The organism is Labrys neptuniae (assembly GCF_040797145.1).
GTDB lineage: Bacteria > Pseudomonadota > Alphaproteobacteria > Rhizobiales > Labraceae > Labrys > Labrys neptuniae.
The window spans coordinates 75,047-101,138 of record NZ_JBFNQD010000001.1 but is presented as its reverse complement, the minus strand read 5'-3'; the positions used below and the strand labels follow the sequence as shown (position 1 = coordinate 101,138).

Genomic DNA, 26,092 nt, shown 5'->3' with positions numbered 1-26,092 from the left:
CCATGGAAACACGCGCTCACAATGCCCTGATCGGCCTGTTCACGCTTGCAGTCGTCGCCGCAGCGCTCGGCTTTGTGGTCTGGTTCGCCCGCATCAGCGAGAGCCAGACGGTCCGGCGTTTCCAGGTGGATTTCGCCGGTTCCGTCACGGGCCTTACCGTCGGGTCGAGTGTCACTTTCAACGGTATCCGGGTTGGCCAGGTCGAAACGCTGGAGATCAATCCCAACAATCCCTCGGGCGTGATCGCCATCATCAGCGTCCGCGACAAGACCCCGGTGAAGGTCGACACTTCGGCGAGACTGGAATTCACCGGTATCACCGGCGGCGCCAACATCCAGCTCTATGGCGGCAAGCCGAACACAGAGGACCTCAAGCCCAAGGACGACCAGCAATATGCCGTGATCCAGGCCCAGCGCTCGGAGCTGCAGAACCTGGTCGATGGCGCGCGCGACACCATCACCCAGGCGGCCTCCACCATGAACCGCCTGGATGGCTGGATCGCCCAGAACGAGGGCAATGCCACGGCGACCATCCAGAACGTCCAAGCCTTCACCAAGGCGCTCGCCGACAATTCCGCCAATGTCTCCGACTTCCTGCACAGCACCGGCGAGGCTGCCCAGAGCATCAAGCGCGTGGCCGACAACCTCAACGGCATGACATCCGACCTGCAGGCCTTGCTCAAGGCGGTTTCACCCGAGAAGATTGATCATATCGTCAGCAACGTTTCCCTGGCTTCCGACAATCTGACGTCGTTCACCAAGGCCTTCGACGCCGCCAAGGCGCAGGCTGCCGTGGACAATATCACGGCCTTCAGCAAGACCCTGGCCGACAGCCGCGAGCCGCTGCAGGCGTTCGCCACCAATGCCTCCTCGCTGACGGCGCAGCTCAATGCGATGGCGCCGAAGCTCGATGCGGGCCTCGAAAACATCAACCGCATCACAGCTGCCGTCGATAGCGGGAAGGTCAACCAGGTGGTCGACAACGTCGCCGCCTTCACCGGGGCCCTCGGCCAGAACGCCGAAGAAATCACGGCTTTCGTCAAGGATGCCCGCAGGATTTCGGGCGACCTGTCGGCAATGACGCCCAAGCTTGCCGCTGCCTTCGACAGTTTCAACAGGGTCGCGACCGCACTCGATCCGGCCAAGATCGACGGCGTCGTCACCAATGTGAACAAGTTTGCGACCACCCTCGGCGACTCCAGCGCCCAGGTCCGCCAAGTGGTCGCCGATGCCGGCGATATCTCCAAGAAGCTCAACCGCGCAGCCGACCAGCTCGACGGCATCATGAAGAACATCACCGCCATGACCTCGGGCCAGGGCGGCCAGGGCATGTTCGCCGAGATCACCGAAGCGGCCAAAGCCATCCGCCAATTCGCCACCAATCTTGACGCCCGTACTGCGGCATTGGCCAAGAATCTCGACCAGTTCACCGGCGCCGGTCTGCGGGATTATCGGCAATTGGCCGTTGACGGACAGAAAACCCTGCAGAATCTGCAGCGAACCCTCAACGGACTTCAGCGCAATCCACAACAGCTGATCTTCGGGCCGAAATCGAATATCCCTGATTACAAGGGTAAATGATATGCGTGGTGTCGGTATGCGTTCCCTCCTCCGCCCCCTGCCCGCCCGTCCGGCAAAGGCCCTGGCGCTCGCGGCAACCCTGCTGGCCGGCGGGTGCTCCACGCTGGCCGGCTCGCCACCGCCGGCCACCTATGACCTCAGCGCCCCCCGGGACGTCGAGGCACGCGGCAACAGCCGCGCCCAGATCATGGTGGCCGAGCCGACCGCGCTGCAGGCCATCAACAGCGACCGCATCCTGGTGCATAGCGCCAACAGCCAGATTTCCTATCTGCCTGCGGCCCAATGGGCCGACCGCCTGCCCGTGCTGGTGCAGGCCCGCCTGATCCAGACCTTCGAGAATGCCCACCGCATCGGCATGGTTGGACGACCCGACGACAAGTTCACGCCCGATGCCCTGCTGGTGACGGAACTGCGTGATTTCCAGATCGATGCCGGCACTTCGCCCGTCGCCGTGGTCACGGTTGCCGCCCGGGTGGTCAGCCAGAAATCGGGGCGCATCGTCGCCGCCAATCTGTTTTCCGCCCGTGTCCCCGCCGCCGGCTTGACCGGTCAGCAGGCCTCCGCCACCCTCGATCAAGCCCTGCGCAAAGTGCTGATCGAGATCGTGGCCTGGACGACGGGCAAGGCATCCCTGGCATCATAATTTCGATTAAGATTCAATCATAATAGATTGAAACAAAAGGGATATCCTTTGATTCCCTTCAACCCGCCCCGGCGATCATGCCTCCGCCGCCTGCCGGTTCGATTCAGCTGAACAGCGCAGCCTTCTTAGTGAACGGCATGATCTCGATTTCGCCGAGAGTCAGGTGAGGCGCGAGTTCGCGTGCCTTCGGCGGGGCGGGCCGGTGTGCGACGGCGACCTCAACGTCCTTGTCCACCACCGCCTCAGGCTCGAGCCTGAGGGGAGCGGTAAAGATCGAGTGCTCCTCCTCCATCGGTTCCTCATCGATGAAGGTCACCAGCCCGGGAGGAGGTGCAGGCTCGAGTGCTTCCTCCACCACCGCCACCATGTCGAGCACCTTGTCTCGCTCGCTCTCCGGTATTGAAAGACCGGCAGCGCCATCGCCCTTGCCCGAAATTGCCGCCCATTTGTCGAGGCGATGCTGAGCCGTCTCCTCGCCGGCCGCCAGTTCCCTGTGCCAGCGCTGAGTAGCGAGGTGATTGGGCGGCAGGATCAGTTCCTGGCGCGGCACGTCCAGCGTCAGCAACGCCTCGGTCGCCTCCTCATCGAGTTCCAGGATCGGAAAGAGCTCTCCGGGTTCCGCCGTGCCGCCGCCGGTCGCGGAAACAGCCTCGTCTTGCTCGATGGCAGTGGCGCCGATCTCGCCTCCAGCCTGCTCGTCGGCCAGCTGGGTGAACGGGGCATCGGGGCTGTCAGGGCTCGCCAGGTCGGGCGGCAGACCCAAGGACGCGATCTCGGTTGCCGCAAGTTCGAGCCCTGCCCATCCCCGATCGGTGCCAGTGACTTCAGCCCCGTGCCCGGCAACCGGTTCAGCCTGCTCCGGTTCGGCGGTCGACGACGCCATCATCGTGGAAGCTTCCGCCTCGATCGGCTCTGCAACTTCGTCCTTGGGCGTATCTTCCGCCAGTTCAGGAGTCATGGCGGAACCAGCATCCACGCCATCCGATCCGGCTTCGGAAACGGATCCGGTGCTGTCTGTCTGGGTTGCCGCATCGCTCCTTCCGAAAACCGACGTCTGCTCTTCCACGCGGCGCTCGACAAGGGAGGGCGGTGCATTCCCCGGCGACGAAGCCACGCTGGCAGCAACCTCCACGGTTACCGGAGCCGATTGGGCAGCGGCGATCGCCTGCGCGATATCGGCCATACCGCGCGTGACCTCGTCACGGGCATCCAGCGCCCCGGCACTATGGACGAGACGCTCGAGACGGCGGATCGCCGCCAAGACCACTTCGGTGTCGGCATTGCGGTTTCGGCGGGCATATTCGGCCAGGAACCAGCGCCCCCGCGCCGTCTCCATCACGGCCGCTTCGATGGCGCCGTAATCCTCTTCGCTGAGCAGCGTTTCGGGCGAAAGCGATTGCATGAAATGGCCCTCGTCAACTGGCACAGGCGGGCGTAAGAGAATCAACGAATCGTCGTTGTCCTGATTCTCACCCCATATAATCCAAAGCGCCCGCCCGGAGCCAATCCTGTGCGGTTGTTTTCCCCCGATGTCGCTGATTTCCTTCAAGGATTGGAGCGTCTCACGCAAATCTGCGATCGCAGCCAGCGTGACCTACGCCCTGTTGCTCTCCGGCCCCGGCGTCTACACGCCCTTCTTTCCCCTTTGGCTGGTCGAGCGGGGCTTCGATGCCAGCGATATGGGCCTGCTGCTCGCCATCCCCATGCTGATGCGCGTGACTTCGGCCCCCTTCGCCTGGGTCGGCGACGGTCCGCTCGGCCCACGCCGCACCTTTCTGTTCATGGTGTGCTGCGCGGCCTTCGGTTATGCCGGCCTCACTTTTGCCGAGAGTTTCACCGCGGTCGCCATCAATCTGGCCATCGCCTTTGCCTTCGTGGCCGCAACCACGCCCTTGCTCGACACCATCGTTCTGGGCGGTGTCAGCCTGCATGGCCATAAATACGGCCAGATCCGGCAATGGGGCTCGCTCGCCTGGCTCGTTTCAGGACTCACCGCCGGTCTGGTGCTGAAGCATCTGCCGATCACGACGGTGCCGCCGATTCTGGCGATCCTGGCGGCACTCACGGTTTTCGCCGGCCTGTCCCTGCCGGACGATCGCAGCCGCGGCCGGCGGCTGGTCATGCGGCCGGCATCGGAAGGCACCTCGCCCCCGCTCAAGCTGATGATCGTCTTCGTTGCCGGCATTGCCTGCCTGCAGGGGGCCCACGCCTTCCTCTATAGTTTCGGCACGCTGATCTGGCAGGATCAGGGCTTTTCTTCCTTGCAGATCGGCGTGCTCTGGGCCATCGGCGTGGTGCTGGAAACCAGCGTCTTCCTGTTCGGCAGCAATATTGCCGGGCGGCTCGGTCCCTACCGCCTGATCCTGTTCGGCGGAGCTGTCGGCATCACACGCTGGATCCTGCTGGGCCTTGCTCCCGCCAATGGCTTCGCCGTGGCCGGGCTCCAGGCCCTGCACGGCTTTTCCTTTGCCTGCGTGCATCTGGCCACCATGGGATGGGTCGCCCGCTTCACGCGCAATCCCTCGGCGCGCCAGGGCGTGGTCGCCTCGGTCATCGGCATCGGCCTCACCCTCGGCACCGTGCTGTCCGGCGAACTCTACGGCCTGTTTTCAGCCCATGGCTATTTCGCCATGGCCCTGATCGCCATGATCGGCACCGGCCTGGTGGTCGTCGCCGGCACGGTCGAGCGCAGGAGTGGCGCTCAGCCCCAGAGCCCGGCTTCGGGTGGATAGACGGTGCTGCCGTCATAGCGCAGACCCGGGTCCCGGTCGCGGGCGAGCAGCAGCGGCCCGTCGAGATCGACGACGACGGCCTGGCTGGCAAGCAGCAGTGCCGGAGCCATGGCCAGGGACGTGCCAACCATGCAGCCGATCATCAGGTCGAGCCCCAGCGAACGCGCCTGCCCGGCCAGCGCGATGGCTTCGGTAAGGCCGCCCGCCTTGTCGAGTTTGATGTTGATGGCGTCATAGCGTCCCTTGAGGCTCGGCAGCGACGCGCGGTCATGCAGGGATTCATCGGCACAGACCGGCACGATCCGCTCCACCTGCGCAAGGGCGCCATCATCCCCGGCCGGCAGCGGCTGCTCGATCAGCGCGACGCCGGCCTCCGCGCAGGCGCGCAGATTGGCCGCGAGATTGTCGGCCCGCCAGCCCTCGTTGGCATCGATGATCAATTGCGACTGAGGGGCATGGCGGCGGACGGCGGCGATGCGCGCGGCATCATCGGGCGTGCCGAGCTTGATCTTGAGCAGTGGCCGATGCGCGGCCTTGGCCGCTGCCTCGGCCATGGCCTCCGGCTCGCCCAGTGAAATCGTATAGGCGGTCGTCAGCGGGCCGGGTTCGGCCAGGCCCGCCATGGCCCAGGCCGGCTTGCCGGTAAGCTTGGCCTCCAGATCCCACAAGGCGCAATCGATGGCGTTGCGGGCAGCACCGGCTGGGACAAGGTCCTGGAGTGCGGCACGCGACAGCCCGGCCTCGATCGCCCCACGCCGTGCCTCGATCGCCTCGATCACGCCTTCTACCGTCTCGCCATAGCGCGCATAAGGCACGCATTCGCCGCGTCCCCTCAGGCCGTCGCATACGATCTCGACGACGACCACAACGGCCTCCGTCTTGGATCCGCGGGCAATGGTGAAAACGTTGGCGAGCGGCCAGCGCTCCACGGCGACGGAAAGATGCGCGGCCATGGCGAAGATCAGGCCTGCTTTTCGGGGGTGTTGACGATCAATCCGTCGAGATTGTCGCGAACGCGGATCTGGCAGGAGAGCCTGGAGGTCGGGCGCACGTCGAAGGCGAAGTCCAGCATGTCTTCCTCCATCGGCTCGGGCTCACCGACCAGAGGCATGAAGGCCTCGTCGACATAGACATGGCAGGTGGCACAAGCGCAGGCGCCACCGCACTCGGCCACGATACCCGGAATGCCATTGCGGATCGCCGCCTCCATCACCGTCGAGCCCGGCTCGGCCTCCACCTCCCGGCTTTCGCCGGTGTGATCTCGGAATATGATTTTGACCATCGTCCATCTCAGCTTTCTGACAAGCGTTCTATATAGAGCGCATTGGCAAGGTTCCAGTCCGGCCCCATCGAGATTGCACGCGAGGCGGGCTTTCCGGACGCTCCACTTTTCACCAACGCGGTCCCAATCCCGGGAAAACCTCGAATTTGCCTCATTTTCGCGCGATTTCGACGTGGTAAAAAAGTCGTTAACGATGCTGCTGGAAAGCGTGCCGAAGCGGTTTCCATTCCCAGCCGTGCAGGATAGGATTTCAAGCTGGCAGCATTGTCCTTCGCATAGGCGGACCGATGCGAACCCCATTTCGTCTGGGATGGGGGCCGAAACAGGTGCAGCGATTTCAGCCTGGGGTCGTCCGGATCCCAGGCGGGCGGCGTTGAATTGAGTAGCGTGAGGCAGATTATGGCGAACAAGTCGAAGATGCAGGATCCGGCGGATGCCGCCCTGTCTGCGATCGAGGAAGCACTCAATCTGAGCACGGCTGCTTCACAGACGCCTGACAAGGAGCCCGCGCAGCTGCCCAAGGCCGACGAGGGCTTCAACTTCGAAGTGGAACCCGAGCCACAGGAACCACCGGCCGCCGCACCTCGCGCCGAAGACAAGCCTGCTGCCGACCGCCCGCTCGCCCGTGAACCCCGCTCGCCCGCCAATGACGATCGCGCCAGCGTTGGCCAATTGCTGCAGGCCCTCCAGCGCCGCCCCTCGCGCACGCCCTATTGGACCGCCCTCGCCCTTTCCGTCGTCTGGCTCGCTGGCGGCGCCCTGCTTCTCAGCATCCTCGGCAACCTCAACCTCGCCAACCTGTTCCAGGCTTCGACCTACCAGGCCAATCCGGGCCTGGCGCTCGGCATTCTCGCCGTGGTGCTGCCGCCCTTCTTCTTCTTTGCCGTGGCCGGCCTGATCTGGCGCTCTCAGGAAATGCGCTTCGTCACCCGTTCGATGACGCAAGTCGCCCTGCGTCTGGCGGAGCCTGAAGGAGCCGCGGCCGAGGCTGTCACCTCCGTCGGCCAGGCCATCCGCCGGGAAGTCGCCGCCATGGGCGACGGCATCGACCGCGCCCTCGCCCGCGCCAGCGAACTCGAAATCATGGTGCATAACGAGGTTTCGATGCTCGAGCGCTCCTATACGGAGAGCGAGCAGCGCATCCGCTCGTTGGTGGACGATCTTTCGACCCAGCGCGAAGCCATCGTCGGCAATGCCGACCGCGTACGCTCGGCCATCGTGGTCGCGCATGACGACCTGACCCTGGCGCTCGGCTCCGTCGCCGGCCGCATTTCCTCGGAAGTCTCCGAAGCCGGCCTGCAGGTGATGCGCTCCTTCGGCGAGCGCGGCAGCCAGCTCACGTCGGAGCTCGCCAAAGTTGGCGACCACATGGTCGGCGCCATGGCCGATCGTGGCAATTCGCTGATCGACCGCATGACGACGACCGCGCAGGACGTCAACAAGGCACTGTCGAGTTCGTCCGACCAGGTGACCGAGCAGCTCAACCGCCGCGTCGCCGAGATCACCGAACACCTGACCTCGACCTCCAACCAGGTCAACGAGAACTTCGCGACCCGCGCCAACGAGATCAGCAACACGTTGTCCTCGCGCGCCCTCGAGCTCAACGAGACCCTGACCACCAGCAGCCAGCGCATCGTCGACGACATCGTCGAACGCGGCACCGCGGTCAACGACACGCTGGTGCGCACCGGTTCGGGCCTGACCAATGCCTTCGCCGAGGGCACCGACGTGGTGGTCAGCTCCATTCGCGATACCGGCGCCAAGATGGTCGAGCAGATCATCGGCTCCGTGGCCGACGTCAATAGCACGCTGCGCTCGACGGGCGATGCCATTCTCGGCGACTTGCAGAACCGCGGCATGGACGTCGCCGGCAAGCTCGAGAGCACGGCCACCCAGATCGCAGAGATCATCACCACCCGCGGCGGCGACCTTGCCGATCGCCTCACCCAGACCGGCGAGCGCATTCACGAATCCATCGTGGTCGGCGGCGGCGACATCGATCGCAGGCTGGCAGCGACCGGCCAGACCATCGTGGCCAACATCGAAAAGCGCAGCACCGAAGCCGAGTCTGCTGTCACGGCATCGGCACAGCGCCTGCAGGCCGTGCTGGAAGAGGAAGGCACACAGCTTTCAGCCCGTATCAACACGGCCGCCCGCGACGCTTCCGGCATTCTCGCCATTGGTGGCGACACGCTGACCCGCGTCATCGGCGAGCGCAGCGCTGCCGCCGTCTCGCAGATCAATTTCGGCGTGTCGCGGCTCGAGAACACCGTCGAAACCCAGACCAACGCCTTCGGCAAGGCTCTCGCCGAACGGCTGGACAGCCACGAGAAGCGCAGCCAGGAGATCGCAGACAATCTGCATGCGCGTCTCGACGAGCGCCTGTCGGGCCTGGAATCCCGCAGCCTCGACCATGCCCAGAAGGTACATTCGGCCCTGGACGACACGCTCAAGGGCTTCGATACGCGCTTTGCCGAAAGCGCCGGCACCATCCATGCCGGGCTCGACACCCGCATGTCCGAGTTTGAGCATCGCTTCAAGTCGCTCTCCACCCTCGCCCATGCCGATCTCGACCGGCGCCTGGGCGAATTCGAGGTGCGCTTCGCCACCAATATCCAGAACAACCGTTCGGGCCTCGACGATACGCTCAAGGGCTTCGAGCAGCGCTTCAACGCCAATGCCGAGCAGGCGCATGGTGCTCTCAGCCAGCGCCTCGGTGAGTTCGAGCAGCGCTTCGGCACCAATGCCGAGGATATCCACGCCTCGCTCAGCCAGCGCCTCGGTGACTTCGAGAAGCGCTTCGGTTCGGGCGCCGACAGCATCCATGCCTCGCTCAGCCAGCGCCTCGGCGAATTCGAAGAGCGCTTCGGCGCCGGCGCCGAGACCATCCACACCACGCTCAATCAGCGTCTGGGCGACTTCGAGAAGCGATTCGGCTCGGGCGCCGACAGCATCCATGCCTCGCTCAGCCAGCGCCTCGGCGAGTTCGAGCAGCGCTTCAGCGCCGGCGCCGAGGATATTCACACCACGCTCAATCAGCGTCTGGGCGACTTCGAACAGCGCTTCGGTGCGGGTGCCGATGACATCCACGCCGCCCTCAGCCAGCGTCTGGGTGACTTCGAGCAGCGCTTCATGTCGGGCGCCGGCGACATCCAGACTGCCCTTTCGCAGCGCCTCGGCGAGTTTGAGCACCGCTTCATGTCGGGAGCGGGCGGCATCCAGACTGCCCTCGCCGACCGCATGAGCGAATTCGAACAGCGCTTCATGTCGGGAGCGGGCGACATCCAGACCGCCCTCGCCCAGCGCATGAGCGAGTTCGAACAGCGCTTCGGCTCCGGTGCTCAGGGGATCGAGACCACGCTCAACCAGCATCTGGGCGAGTTCGAGAAGCGTTTCGGTTCCAACGCCCGCGACATCCAGACCACGCTCAGCCGCGAGCTGGGTGGTTTCGAACAACGCTTCGGCGCCAGCGCCGATCAGGCCCAGGCCGCGATCGAGCAGCGCATCAGCGATTTCGAGCAGCGCTTCGGCGCCAGCGCGGACCAGGTCCAGGCCTCGGTCGACAAGCGCCTGGGCGAGTTCGAACTGCGCTTCGGCTCCAGCGCCAACGGCGCTCAATCGGCTCTCGACAAGCGCCTGGGCGAATTTGAACAGCGCTTCGGTGCCAGTGCCGAGGATGCGCATGGCCGGATCGACACGCGCCTCAAGCAGTTCGAGCAGTATTTTGCCGGCAGCGCCAATGACGCCCATACCCTGCTCGATACCCGCCTCAATGATTTCGAGCGCCGCTTCCAGCTGATGGCCTCGACGGCCGCCTCGAATTTCGAGAACCGCATCAGCGACTTCCAGGCCAGCTTCAGCGACACGCTGCAAGCCAACCAGGCCGATCTCGCCGCCCGTCTCGGCGATTTCCAGAGCCGCTTCAACGGAGATGTGCAGAACACCCAGGCCGCGCTCGACGACAGCCTGGCCGCCTTCGAGATGCGCTTCGCCAGCAACACCGCTCTGGTGCGCTCCTCGCTCGACCAGCGCTTCGGCGCCTTCGAGACGCATTTCCTCAACAACTCCTCCGTCTTGCAGGACGCACTCGACGAACGTCTGGTTACGCTGCAGGCGCAGGTCGCGGCCAATACCGACGTCATCCATGGCGCGATTGCCGACAAGCTCAACGCCTTCGAGACCAAGTTCCAGTCGAACGCGACCACCATCCACGCCACGCTGGACAATCAGCTCAAGGCCTTCGAGGATGGCATGAGCCAGCGTATCGGCGAGGTGAACCAGTCATTGGGGCGCCAGATCTCCGAGCTCGACGACATCGTCAGCAACCGCGGCCAAGCCCTTGCCGCCCGCATCGGCGACGATTCCCGGGCCCTCAGCGACGACCTCGCCCAGAAGCTGCTCGGCTTCGAGAGCTCAATCCGCCTGCACGGTACCCGCCTCACCGACCAGGTGCAGGGTCACACCGCCCAGGCAGCCGAACTGCTCGGTGGCAAGCTCGAAGCCTTCGATGCCCGTTTTGGCACCCACACGGCCTCCGTCGCCCAGACGCTGGAAGAGAAGCTGGCGGCACTGGACGGGCAGTTGTCGGATCTCGATGACCGCCTGACCACCAAGGCGAGCGACGTCGCCCAGGCCATCGAGGGCCGCCTCGCCCGGATCGATCAGGGCCTGGACAGCCGCGCCCGCTCGCTCAACGAGACCCTGGCGACCCGTACGCTCGAACTCGCCAAGCTTCTCGGCGAAGGCGGCAAGGAAGTCGGCGCCACGCTGGAAGCCAAGGCCCGCGAGGCCAGCGACCTGCTCGACGGCCGCGCCGCCGCCATCGGCAGCGTGCTCGACAACCGCGCCTCCCAGATCAGCGACCTCCTGGATGGCCGCAGCAGCGCCATCGACGAATTGCTCGGCGGCCGCGCCACGCAGATCAGTGCCCTCATCGACGAACGGACGCAGGCGATCGGCACCCTGCTCGACGGGCGGGCCCGCGAGATCACCTCGCTCATCGACGGCCGCAGCGCGGCGCTCACCGAGACCCTGTCGCGCCGCGCCGACGACATCGTCGTGGCGCTCGGCAACAAGGGCGCCGACCTGACCGAAACGCTCGGCGCCCGCGCCGAAGACCTGACCTCGCATCTCGACAGCCGCTCCTCGCTGATGAGCAACGACCTGACGGTCAAGGCGGCCGAAATCGCAGCGCAGTTCGACAGCAAGACCACGGCCATTGCGGACGCGCTGTCCAGCAAGGTCGGCGAAATCGATCGCGCCCTCAGCACGCGTGCCGACGACATCGCGCACACGCTCGACTCGCGGATCACCCGCTTCGAACAGGACGTTCTCGGCCGCCTCGCCGATCTTTCTGACTCGCTCGACTCGCGCGGCCTGCATATTGCCGACACCCTCAGCGAGAAGGTGCAGAACGTCTCGGTCGACCTCCTGCAGAGCGTCGCTTCGGTCGATGCCACGCTGAGCCGCCTGTCCGGCGACGTCAGCGTCAAGCTCGGCGAGCGTGCAGAGGAGATCAATGCCCTGCTCGACACCCGCGCCAATGCCATGGCCGGCCTACTCAGCGAACGCGGTCAGCAGTTGATCGACACGCTGAACCAGATCTCGGGCGATGTCAGCACGCAGTTGCGCGACAAGACCAGCGCCCTCGCCAGCCTCCTGGGCGCCCGCTCCGGCGAGATCGCCCGGATTCTCGACGAGCGCGGCCAGTTTCTGGTCGAGACGCTGTCGACGCGCAGCACCAGCATGTCGAACGAACTCGGCGACATCGCCGACACGGTGGCCAAGGCGCTCGACGAGCGTGCGGGCCAGCTTGCCGAGTTGATCGGCCAGAAGGGCGGCGACCTGGTCGAAGCACTCTCGACCAAGCGTTTCGAACTCAGCCAGGCGCTGGAGGCTTCGTCGCAAGCCCTCTCCTCCTCCATCGAGACCAAGGCCAGCCAGGCGATCGGCGATCTCGGTTCGTTGCAGGCCCGTCTGCGCGAGGAGATCACCGGGCTGCTGGATCGGGTCGCGGGCACCAACACCGCCCTGCACGAGTCGCTCGACAATTCCACCAAGGCCCTCGATGCCATCGAGGGTGGCCTGGCCGGCCGCCTGCGCGACTTCCAGTCGACCATGCTGAATCTCGCCGACCAGACCAGCGGCGCGACCGATCGCGTCGGTGATCAGGTCACGACGCTGCGCGACCTTGCCGCGCACGTCATCAGCGATGTCGGCACCATGGCCAATCGCCTGGAGGAACAGAGCAACCACCTCAGCAGCGCTGCGGCTGTCCTGACCGACACACAGACCCGTGTCGACCAGGCCCTCGACGAACGTCGCGCCACCCTGGAGGCCCTGGTCTCCACCGTCGGCGGCAAGGTCGAGGCGATGGAAGCGATGATGAAATCCTTCGCCGAAGTGATCGAGGAAAAGCTCGCCAATGCCGAAAGCAAGGCGCGCCAGACCAGCGGCCTGCTTGCCGACAACGCCAACACCACGGCGCAGGCCATCGCCGACCAGTTCGAGCTCATCCGCGCTACCACCGGCAAGGAGCGCGACCGCACCTCCACGGCCCTCAAATCGACCTATGAGCAGGCAGTGCAGGAAATCTCCGGCCTGTTCGGCAGCGCCACCGAGCGTTTCGCCGAAGTGGCCCAGGAGATGCGCGGCATGACCCAGACCGTGAAGGAGGAGCTGGAAGCCACCCGCTCCGAGCTCAAGCGCGGCCTCTTGGAGATCCCGAAGGAAACCTCGGACTCCACCGCCACCATGCGCCGCGTCGTGGCCGAGCAGATCCAGGCTCTCAACGACCTCGCCGATATCGTCAGCCGCTCCAGCCGCTCGCTCGATATCGCCGAGCCGACCGACCGGCCGATCCCTGCCCCGCTCCGGCTGCGCGAGCGTGCCGACGTGGCGGCCGAGGCCCCTGCTCGCCGGGCGGAAATGCCGCGCGCCGGCACGCTGCCTCCGGTGCCCGAGTTGAAGCCTGCCGCGCCGGCCCGCAGCACCGCTGTGGCAGCACCCGCCTCGCGGGGTGAACGTCGCGGTACCGGCTGGCTCTCGGAAGTGCTGGCCCGCGCCTCGCGCGAAGAGCCCGAACCGGCTCCCCAGGCCAACACGCCCGCCGTGATGGCCTCCTCCCTCGACACGCTGTCGGTCGATATCGCCAAGATGGTCGAGCATGACGCCGTCGCCGAGGTTTGGGACCGCTACCGTCGTGGCGAGCGCAACGCCTTCTCGCGCCGGCTCTACACGCTGCAGGGCCAGCAGGCCTTCGAGGAAATCCGCCGGCGCTATCGGCGCGACGCGGACTTCCAGGCGACGGTGGACCGCTACGTCCAGGAGTTCGAACAGCTCATCACCGAAGTGGACCGCGAGGATCGCAGCGGCAACATGGCCAGGACCTATCTCACCGCCGATTCCGGCAAGGTCTATACGATCCTGGCGCACGCCGCCGGCAAGCTCACCTGAGCCCGGCTGGAAACGACCTTTCTCAACTGCCCGGTTGAGCATGGAAAAGGCCCCGAAATCCCGGGGCCTTTTTCGTTGTGTCGGCAGGATGGCTGCCATGCCGAAGCCGAGCTTGCGCTGAAGCCAGGCGCCGCTATTGTCCGTCAATCCTCAGCCAACATGCCGACGCCCGGCTTGCAGTGAGACGTTTGCGATGGTTGACGCCCTGCTCCATCAGTTCCATGCCTTGCTGGCGGTCTATGCGCTGTACACCGTCGCCGTCGCCAGCCCCGGCCCGAGCAACATGGCCATCATGGGCGTGGCCATGGGACAGGGGCGCCTGCCGGCGCTGGTACTGGCTTCCGGCATCATGACGGGCTCGATGATCTGGGCAATGCTGGCGGCCACCGGGGTTTCCACCTTGCTGGCCGCCTATGCCAACGCCATCACCGCCATCAAGATCGGCGGTGGGCTCTATCTCCTCTATCTGGCCGTCAAATCGGCGCGTTCGGCCTTCAAGGCCGGCCAGGACGAAACCAGGCAAGAACGGGGTCCGATCGACTACCGCCGGCTCTACTGGCGCGGCCTGATGCTGCATCTGACCAATCCGAAGTCGATCCTGGCCTGGATCGCCATCATGTCGCTCGGCCTGAAATCGGACGCTCCCGGCTATACGGCCCTGGCCATCATCGTCGGCTGCGCCATGATCGGACTGACGACCTTTGGCGGTTACGCCCTGGTCTTTTCCGCCCGCCCCATGGTTCGCCTTTATCAGAAGGCGCGGCGTTGGATCGAAGCCACGCTGGCATTGTTCTTCGGCCTGGCCGGTATCCGCCTGCTGCTGTCGCGGATGTGAGTCCAGACATCGCCTGGTCATAGGGCCGCGCGCCGGGCTTCAACCTTGATAGTCAAACCGGCAGGCTGGCACGGCCCTGTTTGACCGCACTGGCTGGCGCAGGCGTGGTCTTTGCCCGGCTGCAGGCATCCACCACATTGGCGACGAACTGGTGGGCGCAGGCGTCCCAGGAATATTTCAAGGCCTCCGCCCGGGCGTCCGCGGGTTTGAGGTCGAGGCAGGCGCGCGCCGCGACGGCAAGGTCGTTGTCGAGGATGCCGGTCCTGCCGGAGCTGATCACGTCGATCGGCCCCGTCACCGGAAAGGCTGCCACCGGCAGGCCGCTGGCCATCGCTTCGAGCAGGACGATGCCGAATGTATCGGTCAGGCTCGGGAAGACGAAGACATCCGCCGAGGCATAGGCCCTCGCCAGGTCCTCTCCCTCCAGCATGCCGGCAAAATGAACGGCCGGATAGCGCGAGCGCAGCATCTCCAGGGCCGGCCCACCGCCAACCACCACTTTCGAGCCGGGCAGGTCGAGATCGAGGAAGGCCTCGATGTTCTTCTCGACCGCAACCCGGCCGACATAGAGGAAGATTGGGCCCGGCAGGTCGAAGATGCGCACCGGTCTCGGCTGGTACAGTTCGGCATCGACCCCGCGAGACCAGCGCATCAGCCGCTTGAAGCCGCGGGCCGCCAGTTCACGCTCGAGAGCCGGCGTAGAGACCATCGTCCCTGCCCCGGCATTGTGGAAACGCCGGATCCAGCGATAGGTCCAGTCGAGCGGTACCGGAACGCGCGCGGCGAGATATTCGGGAAAGCGCGTGTGATAGCTGGTGGTGAAAGGGCGTCCCTTCTTCAAGCAGGCCCGGCGGGTCAGCAGGCCGATCGGCCCTTCGGTGGCGATATGGACATAATCCGGCTTCTCGGCCTCGATATGCCGCTCGATAGCGCCGAGCGGCGGCATGGCAAGGCGGATTTCCGGATAGGATGGCATCGGCACCGACCAGAAGCGATCCGGCGCCAGGAAGTCGATTTCGACGCCCTGTCGCGCTGCAGCCGCAGCCGTCTGCTCCAGGGACCGGACGACGCCGTTCACCTGCGGGCGCCAGGCATCGGTGGCGATCAGGATCTTCATGGGACCGGCTCAGGCGGCGCGCTGAGGAACCAGCGTCTCGTCCTGGAGGGCCGGAGGCTTGTCGGCCTGCCGGACCAGTTCGCTCCAGCGCACCAGTTCGAAACGACCGTCGAAATGCTCGACGATCGCGGTGCAGCTTTCCACCCAGTCGCCGGAATTGATGTAGGTGACGCCATCGAGGTCGCGCAGCGTGGCGTGGTGGATGTGGCCGCAGATGACCCCGTCGCAATTCAAACGCTTGGCTTCCTTGGCCAGGGTTTCCTCGAAATGGCCGATGAAGCTGACGGCGTTCTTCACCTTGAGCTTGGCCCAGGCGGACAGAGACCAGTAGGACATGCCGAGGCGCCGGCGAATGGCGTTCAGCCAGGTATTTACACCCAGGGCCGTGACATAGGCCCAGTCGCCGAGCAGGGCCAGCCACTTGGCGTGGCGCACCACCACGTCGAAGGCATCGCCATGCATTACCAGGTAGCGCTTGCCATCCGCCGCGACATGCACGGTCTGCTCGATGACCTCGATGCCCCCGAAGTGATGCCCGGGAAAATCACGCAGGAACTCGTCGTGATTGCCCGGAATATAGACCATGCGCGCGCCCTTGCGGGCCTTGCGCAGCAGCTTCTGCACCACGTCGTTGTGGGCCTGCGGCCAGTACCAGCCGCTTTTCAACTGCCAGGCATCGACGATGTCGCCGACGAGGTAGATCGTCTCGGCGTCATAGGCGCGCAGGAAGTCCAGCAGCATGCCGGCCTGGCAGCCACGCGTCCCCAGATGCACATCCGAGATAAAGAGCGCTCGGTAGCGCGTGCCTTCGCTGTCGCTGTTCATGGCACCATCCTCGCCTGGTCCAAAAAACCTGTCGTCGAAACGAAGCATGAGAACGCGGCGCTTGCTTTGATGCGCTTTGCTGCAGACATCAGCGAAATCGACGACGCATCCTGATTGTCACAAACACGATTCAGTTCATGGTTTTATGACAGGCGACATGTCCGAGGGGGATCGCTGCCCATTCGCCCGCTTTTTCTCTGATGGCGTCTTGAGCCGAGACGAAAACAGCTCGATTTGCAAAGACGCGCCGAAACAAAGACTTGCAGCAAACAGGCATTCACTCATGAGGGCCTTTCGCTCTAGTGATAGGCAACCCAGAGCACGATGGCACCAAGCACAATGCGGTAGATGATGAAGGGCCAGGTCGAAAAGCGCTCGAGGATGCGCATCAGTCCCCAAAGGGCGGCAAAAGAGGAAATCGCCCCGACCACCAGGCCCACCAGGAGGATCAGCCAGCCTTCAACGGAGAGATGGGCACGCAGAAGCGTGGCGATTTCGTGCAGGCCGGCCAGGGCAATCGCGGGAATGCCCAGAAGGAAGGAAAAGCGTGCCGCCTCCTCGCGCGAGAAACCGCAGAACAGCGACGCCGTCAGGGTCGAGCCGGACCGCGACACGCCGGGGATCAGGGCGCCCACCTGAGCGAGCCCGACGATCAGGGCATCGCGCAATCGCATGTCCTCGACCCGGCGCCGATGGCGAGCCAGGAGTTCGGCAGCAGCGAGCAGGCCGCCCATGACAAGGCAGGCAAGGCCGATCACAGGCAGGGCCCGCAGGGGACTGTCGCAACGATTGAGCGTTGGCGCGAGCAGCAGGCCGGCCAGCACGATCGGCACCGTACCCAGCACCACGCCGACCGCCAGGCGAAATTTCGGGGACATCCAATCCCCCGTGCGTACGGCCGCCAGCGACCCAAGGGTGATCGAGCGGATATCCGTCCAGAAATAGCAGACCACCGCGCACAGGGCCGCAAGCTGCATGGCCGCGGAGAAGGCCGAGCCGGGGTCCTGCCAGCCGAGCAGGGCCGGCACCAATCGCATATGGGCCGTGGAGGAGATCGGCATCAACTCGGTGATCCCCTGGACCACGCCGAGGAAAGCGACCTTTGCCACCCCCAACGTCATAAAGCCGGTGTCGACGCCGTCGGTGCAAGCGCCACTCATTCCACACCTCAAGGATTGCGCCCGACCCAGCACGCGCACCCACAAAACTTTCGATCGCGGCAACTTTACGGCAGGCCAGCGTCGCCGATGAAATTGCGGTGCGCTTCATGTGACGGCGTGTTGCCGCTGCGGCGAGCGGCAAGATTAAATCGGACACAACTTCGGCTTGTACCCTTGAAGCTGCCCCCAGCCACCCCCAATTGCTCGGGTGCTGGGTTGCAACATGGGAGAGGATAATGACCTCTTGTTCTACGCGTGGCCGCTGGCATCCGCTTCATGTCGTGGCGGTCATCGCCGGCTTTCTGATCTGGTGGCCGCTTGGCCTGGCGGCGCTGGCCTATTTCATCTGGGGCGACCGCTTTCCCCGGGAAAAGGTGCGTGAAGGCTTCGAGCGGGCCAAGGCGGAATTCGCCGGCTTCTCGCGTGATCAGCGCAGCTATGCCGGCCATGGCTGGTCGGCCACCGGCAATGCCGCTTTCGACGACTATCGCCGCGAGACGCTGCGCCGCCTGGAAGAGGAACGCCGGCGCCTCGAGGAAGAAGGCCGCGCCTTCGCCGAATTCGTCACCAATCTGCGTCGTGCCCGCGACAAGGAAGAGTTCGATCGCTTCATGGCCGAGCGCAATGCCGCTCGCAATGGTGGCGAGGGACACTCCGCCTGATCCCGAGAGCAAGGTGCGTTTGGGCGGGAGCGATGTAGACCGAGCGGGTCGCACCTTGCTCAGGCCACCAATGTTTCCAAACCGATCACGAGGCCCGCACAGCCCGGCTGTGCGGGCTTTGTCATGTGCGGGGCTTGGGGACGACAGGCTTGGGCGCAACCTTCGCGAAACCCGCGAAGGACTATCCGTTCTTTTTGCGCAAAGCGCGCTTCCACCACATTTTGCCCGCAGATTGAGGGGTGTCTTCCCTCTTCTCGACATGATTCCAACCATTCATCTGACAAATATTGGTGTGGCATCCCACACAGTGCTTGCGACCGCCCCCCCGATCGGGCATGGTCCGCACCGGCCGGCTGATGGCATTTGCCTCGCGAGGACCGGCTTTCAGGATCGATAATTTCAACGACAGCCGAAGGGCTGCAACTTTCGTCTAAAGGACCCCACAATGAAGCTGGTACGGTTTGGCGTGCCGGGCTCTGAAAAGCCCGGTTTGATCGATGCGGATGGCAAGATCAGGGACTTGTCGGCCCATGTCGCCGATTGGAAGGGCGACGCCCTCTCGCCGCAGTCTTTGGCCCGGATCGCCGCCCTCGCGCCAGCCTCGCTGCCGGAAGTGACCGGCAATCCGCGCCTGGGCTCCTGCGTCGCCCAGCCCGGCAACTTCATCGCGGTCGGCCTCAATTATGCCGACCACGCCGCCGAGAGCAACATGCCGATCCCCCAGGAACCGGTGCTGTTCAACAAGGCACCGTCCTGCGTGGTCGGCCCCAATGACGACGTCGTCATTCCGCGCGGTTCGGAGAAGACGGATTGGGAAGTGGAGCTGGCCATCGTCATCGGCAGCCGCGCTTCCTATGTCGAGGAGAAGGACGCCCTCTCCTACGTCGCCGGCTATGCCGTCTGCAACGACGTCTCCGAGCGCGCCTACCAGATCGAGCGCTCCGGCCAGTGGATGAAGGGCAAGGGCTGCCCGACCTTCGGTCCGCTCGGCCCCTGGCTGGTTACCCCCGACGAAGTCGGCGACGTCCAGAACCTTTCCATGTGGCTCGATGTCGACGGCGAGCGCGTGCAGACCGGCTCGACCAAGACCATGATCTTCGGTGTCGCCCACATCGTGCACTACATCTCGCAGTTCCTGATCCTGGAACCGGGCGACGTCATCACCACCGGTACGCCTCCCGGCGTCGGCATGGGCATGAAGCCGCCGCGCTATCTCAAGCCCGGCAATGTGATGACGCTCGGCATCGAGAAGCTCGGCGACCAGCGCCAGACCACGGTTGCCTGGAGCGCCTGAGCCGTCCGCCAGCCCTGACGGCATGACCGGCGCCCTTCCCCGCTCGACGGGAGGAAGGGTGCCAGGTGTCGCAAGGCTGGACAGCACAACATGAAAAAGCCTTCGCGCCGGCATGAACCTGCGCGAAGGCTTTTTTATTGGAAATTCAGCGTCTTACTTGAAGATACCAGGCTGGTTGGGTTCGCCCGGATCATCCCAGCGATAGGTCAGGCCCGCCGAGACGATGTCGACCGAAGCATCGACTTTGCCGAAATAGGGCAATCCTGAATAATGGGGATTGCGAGAATCGAGCTTGATATCGCCATTCAAAGCAAACAGGTGCGAATAGGCAAGATCGACCGAAAGCTTGTTGTTGAACTTGTAGCCCAAGCCGATCGAGGCATGAATGCGATCGCTGTCAGGCAGGCGCAGGTCGCGATTGGTGTCGGAAATCGGCGACCATTCATAGCCGAGACCAGCCCGCAGTGTCAGCTCCGGGCTCCAGGCATACTCTCCGCCGATCGAGGCATAGTAGCCATCATCATACTTGAATGGCAGGGTCGTGACCTCGCGGCCGGCCGCGGGTCCTGACGTCGCAACGACGGGAATCACGCCGAAGCGGCTCCAATTCGTCCATTCGAAACCAGCGGAGAGCGTGAGTTCGGGCGTCACCCTTTGTGTGATACCGATGGTGAGCTGATCGGGCAAAGTCAGATCGGCCTTGACGCGCATCTGGCGCAAAATAGGCAACGCAGCGCCCGGATTTCTAAGGGTCCCCTCAAGATCCTGTTTAACAGCCGAACGGTAACCGATGCCAATCTGGGTGCCGTCGACCGGCGTGATCGTGAGACCGGCAGTCAGACCATAGCCCCAACTATCGCCCTCGATTGAGGCGGTCGGCGCGCCAGGAAGAGTTGCGCTGCCCGGCGGAAGTCCTGGGAACGGAGCAGCCTGTGTCAGGCGGGTCTTGAAATACATGGCCTGAAAGCCGAGGCCGACCGAGAGCCAATCCGTCACCTTGTAGGCGATGGTCGGATTAACATCGAAGGAGATCACCCTCGAGGTGCGGGCATAGACCTGTCCCGGCGAATTGAAGGGATTCTTGGTGACCAAGCCGAAGGGCGTGTTGGTGGCAAGGCCGATCCAGAGCCTGTCATTGACCTGATAAGACGTATAGCCCGCCGCCAGGATGCCGTCCTGCGCGATGTCGCCGGTGCTGGTCCCCTGCCACAAAGGCGCCGGCAAACCGACGAAAGTCGGCGTGATTTCAGCCTGCGGGAAGATGCCGCTCACAGACCACTGGGACTGCCAGCCAGGAATGGCGGTCATCGTCGCCGGGTTCCAATACATGGAGCTGAGGCCCCCCGATCCGGCCGCAACACCGGCAAAGCCCTGGCCAAGACCAATTGTGCTCTGCTCGCGCAGCGCGAAAGAGCCGGCATAGGCTTGGCTCGCAACCAGCGAAACGCCGGCCATCAGCAGGAATGCGAGTTGGGTGTTTCTTGCCATTCGTTCCCCCATATCATGACCCGCCGCTACGGCAGGTCCGGCTGAGTAATCTCAGCTGCCTATTGCTTTTGTCTGACCACAAGCAAGTAAGTGTTGCTTGCGGACGGTTCATTCGAACTCATGATTCTTCGTACCAGAATATTCGACGCTTCGTAACGGCCGGGGTCGCCGTTTCATCGTGTTTCCGTCACACCTGTGTCTCAATTCAGCGGGGTTGTTGCGTTCCTGTAACACTCGGTTTTTACGTCAACTTGGGGCGAGAAACATGCTTTACCGAGTGAAAAACCATCCCAAAGCTCGTTTGCTCGCGACCACGCGGGTCGGGGGCACTCCGACGGCTCGATGAAAGAGGAGTGAAACACAAACGTCTCCATCATCATCTTGTTGGATGACAATACATCGCAAAGCTTAGATAATTCCCGAGAACTTCTTCAGGCGGGAGCTCGGCAATGAGCGTCATCCCTTTTCCTCGCGTCGGCCTGCAGAAAGGCCCTGCAGCCCTGTTGCCGCCCATTCCCATCTTCGATGCACGCGACAGCGGCCTGGCCCTGCACGCCCAGGCCCGCCTGGATACGGTGCGGGCGCTGCTGCGCTCCTGCCTGATCTCGATGCCGGCGGAGGCCCATGGCAAGGTGGCCGAACTCGATGCCGGCGCGCATGCCTGGCTGCTCGCCAGCCCCTCCCCCTATGTCGGCGAGATCGAGGCGATCGCCGCGCTCCTGCCGATGCCTGGCGCCTTCCTGATCAACGCAGCCTATGAGTGGGGCTGCACAACCCTGGCGGCGGCCGCTCCGGACGGACGCGGTGCCCGGCTGCTGCGGACGCTCGATTGGGATTTCGACGGTCTCGGCCGCTTCGTCGAGGTGGTCCGCCAGCGCGGCCCTGCAGGAGAATTCCTCAACGTGACCTGGCCTGGTGCGGTGGGGGTGCTGACGGCTCTGGCGCCCGGCCGCTTTGCCGCCACGATCAACAAGGGTCCGGCACCAGCCGGCGCGGCCAGCGCCAGCGGTGCGATCGTGCCGGATCTGTCCGGCTTGCGGCGCGGGCTGATGCCCGCCATGCACCTGCTTCGCCGCGTCTTCGAGGAGGCTCCCGATTTCGCCACCGCGCGGGACCTGATGGAACGTATACCGATCGCCGCCGAGACGATCTTCACGCTGACGGGCCTCTCGCCTGCCGAGACCTGCGTGATCGAGCGCAGGCCTGAGGCTTTCGTCACGCAGCCCGGCCCGGTCGCCGCCGCCAATGACTGGGCCAATGCGCCGAGCTGGAACAATGGGATGCTGTGCGAAAGCGACAGTCCCAGCCGCCGACTGGCGATCGCCTCCCATGCCGGCCGGGCCATGGCGCCCTTCGCCTGGGTGGAGCCCCCCTTGCGCAATGCCATCACCCGGCTTGCCGTCGAGGCCGACGCCCGCCAGGGCAGCCTGCGTGTCCGCGGCTATGAGGCAACACCGGACCGCAGCGATGCCATGCCCGTCACTGCCGACCTTGAGCTGCAGGTCTGACGACAGCGCTGGCGGGAAACACGCGCACTCGCGTCACCATAGAAGAAGGGGCGGACCGTTGGCCCGCCCCTCTCCGGTATTGCCTGTCGTGGGACCTCAGGCCGCCGCAGCGACCGTTTGCGGTGCGTCGTCGCCGCTCAGCGCCGCTGCGAGCTGGGCCTTGTCGAGTTCGCCCTCCCAGCGAGCCACCACGATGGTGGCGACGGCATTGCCGACCAGATTGGTGAGGGCGCGGCATTCGGACATGAAGCGATCGATGCCGAGGATGAGCGCCATGCCGGCAACCGGGACGGCGGGCACCACGGCCAGCGTCGCCGCCAGGGTGATGAAGCCGGCGCCGGTGATGCCAGCCGCGCCCTTCGAGCTCAGCATGGCGACGAGAAGCAGCAGGATCTGGTCGCCCCAGCTCAGCTGGATGCCGGTGGCCTGCGCGATGAACAGCGCCGCCAGGGTCATGTAGATGTTGGTGCCGTCGAGGTTGAAGGAATAGCCGGTCGGAATGACGATGCCCACCACCGACTTGCGGCAGCCGGCCCGCTCCATCTTGTCCATCAGGCTGGGAAGCGCCGCCTCGGAAGAAGAAGTGCCGAGCACCAGCAAGAGCTCTTCCTTGATATAGCGGATCAAGGCAAGGATCGAGAAGCCGTTATACCAGGCGACTGCCCCCAACACGACCAGCACGAAAAGCAGCGAGGTCAGGTAGAAGGTGCCGATCAGCATCAAGAGATTGGCGACCGAACCGATGCCATAAGCGCCGATGGTGAAGGCCATGGCGCCGAAGGCGCCGATGGGGGCGGCCTTCATCAGGATGGCGACCAGCCGGAACATGCCGCGCGAGATCGAGTTCAGCACGATCATCAGCGGTTCGGCCGCGCTGCCGATCTGGGCCAGCGCGATACCGAACACCACCGAGAAGAACAGCACCTGCAACACGTCCCCGCCCGCCAGCGCGCTGATCGGGTTGTTGGGGATGATGTTCATCAGGAAGCCGGTGATGGTCTGGTCATGCGCCTTGGCGGCATAATCGGCCACTGCCTTGGGATCCAGCGTGGCCGGATTGATGTTCAGTCCTGCGCCCGGCTGCACGACATTGCCGACTAGAAGCCCAATGATCAGGGCCAGTGTGGAGAAGGTCAGGAAGTAGATGAAGGCCTTGCCGACGACACGGCCGAGCTTCTTGAGATCGCTCATGCCGGCAATGCCGGTGATCACGGTCAGCGCGATCACCGGGGTGATCACCATCTTCACCAGCTTGATGAAGGCGTCGCCCAGCGGCTTCAGGGACTTGCCGATATCGGGATAGAAATGACCGAGCAAAATCCCCAGCGCGATCGCGACAAGGACCTGGAAATAGAGGTTTGCATAGAAGGGGCGCTTGCGCGGAGCTTCTGCCTTGGGCGTCTCGCTGAGGGCGATCATCTGTTCCTCCGTGGGGCCTTGGCAGGCAGCCTGGCCCATGGGTTTCCTCGACGCCGCTTTCTGCTAGCGGCTTCCCTGTGAACAGCAAGTCTCGTGCCAACCTTCCAAGATATTGATATTGCTTGCCTTCACGATTCTTACCCGATGACGGCGCCGGCAGCATTGAGCGAAGTCCCGCACATCGACCTTGCTCTTGTGCGGATTTCCGCACATGCTCGATATGAAGGATGACAGCGGAAACCGATGAGCGGAGCGGCACAAAGACGGCGAAGGCGACGGATCGAATGGCTGATTTTTGCTGCCCTCAGCCTGGCAAGCCTGGCACTCTCCGTCTGGCTCGCCGGCAATTACGGCACGCGCCAGGCCGCCGACGCCCTCAGGGCCCAGGCTGCCGGCAGCGCCACGCTGGATATCGCGGTCCTGCGCAGCGAGCTGGAAAAACAGCGCACGCTTTCCCTGGTGCTGTCGCGCGATCCCGATGTGCTTACTACCTTGAGCACGCCGGATACGGCCCATATCGGCGCCATGAACGCCAAGCTCGAAAGCCTGAACGCGGGCGCGCGCTCGGCCGTGATCTATCTGATCGACCGCACGGGCCTGGCGATCGCCTCCTCCAACTGGAAGGAGGACATCAGCTTCGTCGGCACCAACTATGCCTTCCGCCCCTATTTCACCGAAGCCGTGGCCAAGGGTGATACCGAGCATTTCGCCCTCGGTACCGTCAGCCAGCGGCCCGGCCTCTACATCGCCCGACGCATCGACGGCCCAGGCGGCATGCAGGGCGTCATCGTGGTCAAGGTGGAGTTCTTCTCGGTCGAGGAAGACTGGCATCGCTCGGGCGCCATCGTCTACGTCACCGACCCTCGCGGCATCGTGCTGCTGACCAGCCAGCCGGAATGGCGTTTCATGGCGCAGGCCCCGATCACCGCCGAGGAGGCAGCCAAGATCCGCGCCTCTCTGCAATTCGGCGACTCGCCACTGGCCGTCTTGCCGATCCGACGCAGCCAGGCGGCGACGCCGGGCGCGGACTTCGTCTCGCTGCGCGGCAGCGGACTGCATCTTGCCAGCGCAAGCGAGGTCCCTTCCACGAATTGGCAGCTGCATCTGCTCGAGCCCGCCGCACGAGCGCTTGCGGCCGGCGCCGCGACCTTGCGCTCCATCGCCTTTGCCGTGGTCGGCGCCATTCTGGTCCTGCTCGGCATTCTGCTGCACAGGCGCCAGCGGGCGATCGCGCGCACCGCCGAACTCACCGAGGCGCAGATCGAACTCGAGCATCGCGTCGAGGCACGCACGCTCGACCTCAGCCAGAGCAACGCCCTCCTCTCGGCCGAGATCGACGAGCGCCGCAAGGTCGAGGCCAAGCTGCAGACCGCGCGGGACGAACTCACCCAGGCCAACCGCCTTGCGATCCTCGGCCAGATCACGGCGGGCCTTGCGCATGAGGTCAATCAGCCGGTCGCCGCCATCCGCAGTTTCGCCGACAACGCCGCCATTTTCCTCGATCGCAGCGAGCCGCAGCCAGCACGCCAGAACCTGGCGACCATTGCCGGGCTGACCGAGAAGATCGCCGACATCATCGCGCAACTGCGCCGCTTTGCCCGCAAGGCCAGTGGCGATGTCGGTCCAGTTGCCTTGCAGGACGTGCTCGACGGCGCACTGCTGCTCGTAGGCATCAGGGCACGGCGCCAAGGGGCCGAGATCGAGGTCGAGCCGGTCGCCGAGGATCTCCAGGTGGCTGCCAATCGCGTTCGGCTCGAGCAGGTGCTCGTCAATCTCCTGCAGAATGCCCTGGAAGCGTTGGAGGGACGGTCCGAGCAAACAATCCAGATCGGCGTCGCCTGCGAGGGCGAATTGGTCCGGCTCGTCGTCGCCGACAACGGCCCCGGCCTCGCGCCGGAGGTGACGGCCAACCTCTTCACGCCCTTCACCACCACGAAAGCCGGCGGGCTCGGCCTCGGGCTGGTGATTTCCAAGGACATCGTAGAGGAATTCGGTGGCCGTCTCGAGGTCGAAAGCCAGCCGGGACAGGGCTGCCGCTTCCTGGTGACATTGAAGCGAGCCGAGAAAGAAGGATGAACGGAATGGGCAACAC

17 protein-coding genes are annotated in these 26,092 nt (G+C 64.5%); 9 read left to right on the top strand and 8 right to left on the bottom strand.

Annotated elements, in window-relative coordinates; all coding sequences use genetic code 11:
- Positions 1 to 2: 2 nt before the first annotated feature.
- Complete coding sequence (locus ABXS05_RS00430) at positions 3 to 1,580, top strand: MlaD family protein (protein WP_367622541.1); 1,578 nt, start codon at positions 3 to 5, stop codon at positions 1,578 to 1,580.
- A 16-nt stretch (positions 1,581 to 1,596) separates the two neighbouring features.
- Entirely contained in the window at positions 1,597 to 2,223 is a 627-nt protein-coding gene (locus tag ABXS05_RS00425) for an ABC-type transport auxiliary lipoprotein family protein (protein WP_311940333.1), read from the top strand.
- 103 nt (positions 2,224 to 2,326) lie between these two features.
- Here the strand turns inward: ABXS05_RS00425 and ABXS05_RS00420 are convergent, their stop codons facing one another.
- Positions 2,327 to 3,772 (bottom strand): hypothetical protein, encoded by a 1,446-nt coding sequence (locus ABXS05_RS00420; protein ID WP_367622540.1) that lies wholly within the window; start codon positions 3,770 to 3,772, stop codon positions 2,327 to 2,329.
- Here ABXS05_RS00420 and ABXS05_RS00415 point away from each other — a divergent pair.
- On the top strand, positions 3,753 to 4,955 hold the full coding sequence (locus tag ABXS05_RS00415) for an MFS transporter (RefSeq protein ID WP_367622539.1): 1,203 nt from the start codon (positions 3,753 to 3,755) through the stop codon (positions 4,953 to 4,955). The two genes, ABXS05_RS00420 and ABXS05_RS00415, sit on opposite strands and share 20 nt — an antisense overlap.
- On the opposite strand, the gene dgcA is transcribed toward ABXS05_RS00415, so the two are convergent.
- Together dgcA and ABXS05_RS00405 are read right to left on the bottom strand one after the other, a co-directional pair.
- Entirely contained in the window at positions 4,925 to 5,908 is a 984-nt protein-coding gene (gene dgcA, locus ABXS05_RS00410) for an N-acetyl-D-Glu racemase DgcA (RefSeq protein WP_367622538.1), read from the bottom strand. The genes ABXS05_RS00415 and dgcA overlap by 31 nt on opposite strands.
- A gap of 8 nt (positions 5,909 to 5,916) precedes the next feature.
- Positions 5,917 to 6,237: a 2Fe-2S iron-sulfur cluster-binding protein gene (locus ABXS05_RS00405; protein ID WP_068298777.1), complete on the bottom strand. Its 321-nt coding sequence runs from the start codon at positions 6,235 to 6,237 to the stop codon at positions 5,917 to 5,919.
- 399 nt (positions 6,238 to 6,636) lie between these two features.
- On the opposite strand from ABXS05_RS00405, the gene ABXS05_RS00400 reads away from it, so the two are divergent.
- Positions 6,637 to 13,692: an apolipoprotein A-IV repeat region-like domain-containing protein gene (locus ABXS05_RS00400; RefSeq protein WP_367622537.1), complete on the top strand. Its 7,056-nt coding sequence runs from the start codon at positions 6,637 to 6,639 to the stop codon at positions 13,690 to 13,692.
- A gap of 193 nt (positions 13,693 to 13,885) precedes the next feature.
- A complete protein-coding gene (locus ABXS05_RS00395; protein WP_367622536.1) occupies positions 13,886 to 14,527 on the top strand; it encodes a LysE family translocator in 642 nt (213 codons plus the stop codon).
- A gap of 52 nt (positions 14,528 to 14,579) precedes the next feature.
- On the opposite strand, the gene ABXS05_RS00390 is transcribed toward ABXS05_RS00395, so the two are convergent.
- The 3 genes from ABXS05_RS00390 to ABXS05_RS00380 all read right to left on the bottom strand — a co-directional run bounded on the left by ABXS05_RS00390 (position 14,580) and on the right by ABXS05_RS00380 (position 17,629).
- Positions 14,580 to 15,644, bottom strand: coding sequence for a glycosyltransferase family 4 protein (locus ABXS05_RS00390; protein ID WP_367622535.1), 1,065 nt, complete (start codon positions 15,642 to 15,644; stop codon positions 14,580 to 14,582).
- 9 nt (positions 15,645 to 15,653) lie between these two features.
- Entirely contained in the window at positions 15,654 to 16,469 is an 816-nt protein-coding gene (locus ABXS05_RS00385; RefSeq protein ID WP_367622534.1) for a UDP-2,3-diacylglucosamine diphosphatase, read from the bottom strand.
- A gap of 299 nt (positions 16,470 to 16,768) precedes the next feature.
- The gene (locus tag ABXS05_RS00380; protein WP_367622533.1) at positions 16,769 to 17,629 is read right to left on the bottom strand and encodes an undecaprenyl-diphosphate phosphatase; all 861 of its coding nucleotides are present in this window, start codon (positions 17,627 to 17,629) and stop codon (positions 16,769 to 16,771) included.
- Positions 17,630 to 17,865: 236 nt separating this feature from the next.
- On the opposite strand from ABXS05_RS00380, the gene ABXS05_RS00375 reads away from it, so the two are divergent.
- Positions 17,866 to 18,291: a DUF2852 domain-containing protein gene (locus ABXS05_RS00375; protein ID WP_367622532.1), complete on the top strand. Its 426-nt coding sequence runs from the start codon at positions 17,866 to 17,868 to the stop codon at positions 18,289 to 18,291.
- A 445-nt stretch (positions 18,292 to 18,736) separates the two neighbouring features.
- Complete coding sequence (locus ABXS05_RS00370) at positions 18,737 to 19,585, top strand: fumarylacetoacetate hydrolase family protein (protein ID WP_367622531.1); 849 nt, start codon at positions 18,737 to 18,739, stop codon at positions 19,583 to 19,585.
- A gap of 153 nt (positions 19,586 to 19,738) precedes the next feature.
- Here ABXS05_RS00370 and ABXS05_RS00365 read toward each other — a convergent pair whose 3' ends face one another.
- Positions 19,739 to 21,073 (bottom strand): OmpP1/FadL family transporter, encoded by a 1,335-nt coding sequence (locus tag ABXS05_RS00365; protein WP_367622530.1) that lies wholly within the window; start codon positions 21,071 to 21,073, stop codon positions 19,739 to 19,741.
- Between the two features lie 449 nt (positions 21,074 to 21,522).
- Here ABXS05_RS00365 and ABXS05_RS00360 point away from each other — a divergent pair, with 449 nt between their 5' ends.
- Entirely contained in the window at positions 21,523 to 22,581 is a 1,059-nt protein-coding gene (locus tag ABXS05_RS00360; protein WP_311940355.1) for an Ntn hydrolase family protein, read from the top strand.
- A 96-nt stretch (positions 22,582 to 22,677) separates the two neighbouring features.
- On the opposite strand, the gene ABXS05_RS00355 is transcribed toward ABXS05_RS00360, so the two are convergent.
- The gene (locus tag ABXS05_RS00355) at positions 22,678 to 24,000 is read right to left on the bottom strand and encodes a dicarboxylate/amino acid:cation symporter (protein ID WP_311940357.1); all 1,323 of its coding nucleotides are present in this window, start codon (positions 23,998 to 24,000) and stop codon (positions 22,678 to 22,680) included.
- A gap of 243 nt (positions 24,001 to 24,243) precedes the next feature.
- Between ABXS05_RS00355 and ABXS05_RS00350 the strand changes: the two genes are divergently transcribed.
- On the top strand, positions 24,244 to 26,076 hold the full coding sequence (locus ABXS05_RS00350) for a sensor histidine kinase (RefSeq protein WP_367622529.1): 1,833 nt from the start codon (positions 24,244 to 24,246) through the stop codon (positions 26,074 to 26,076).
- Positions 26,077 to 26,092: the final 16 nt, after the last annotated feature.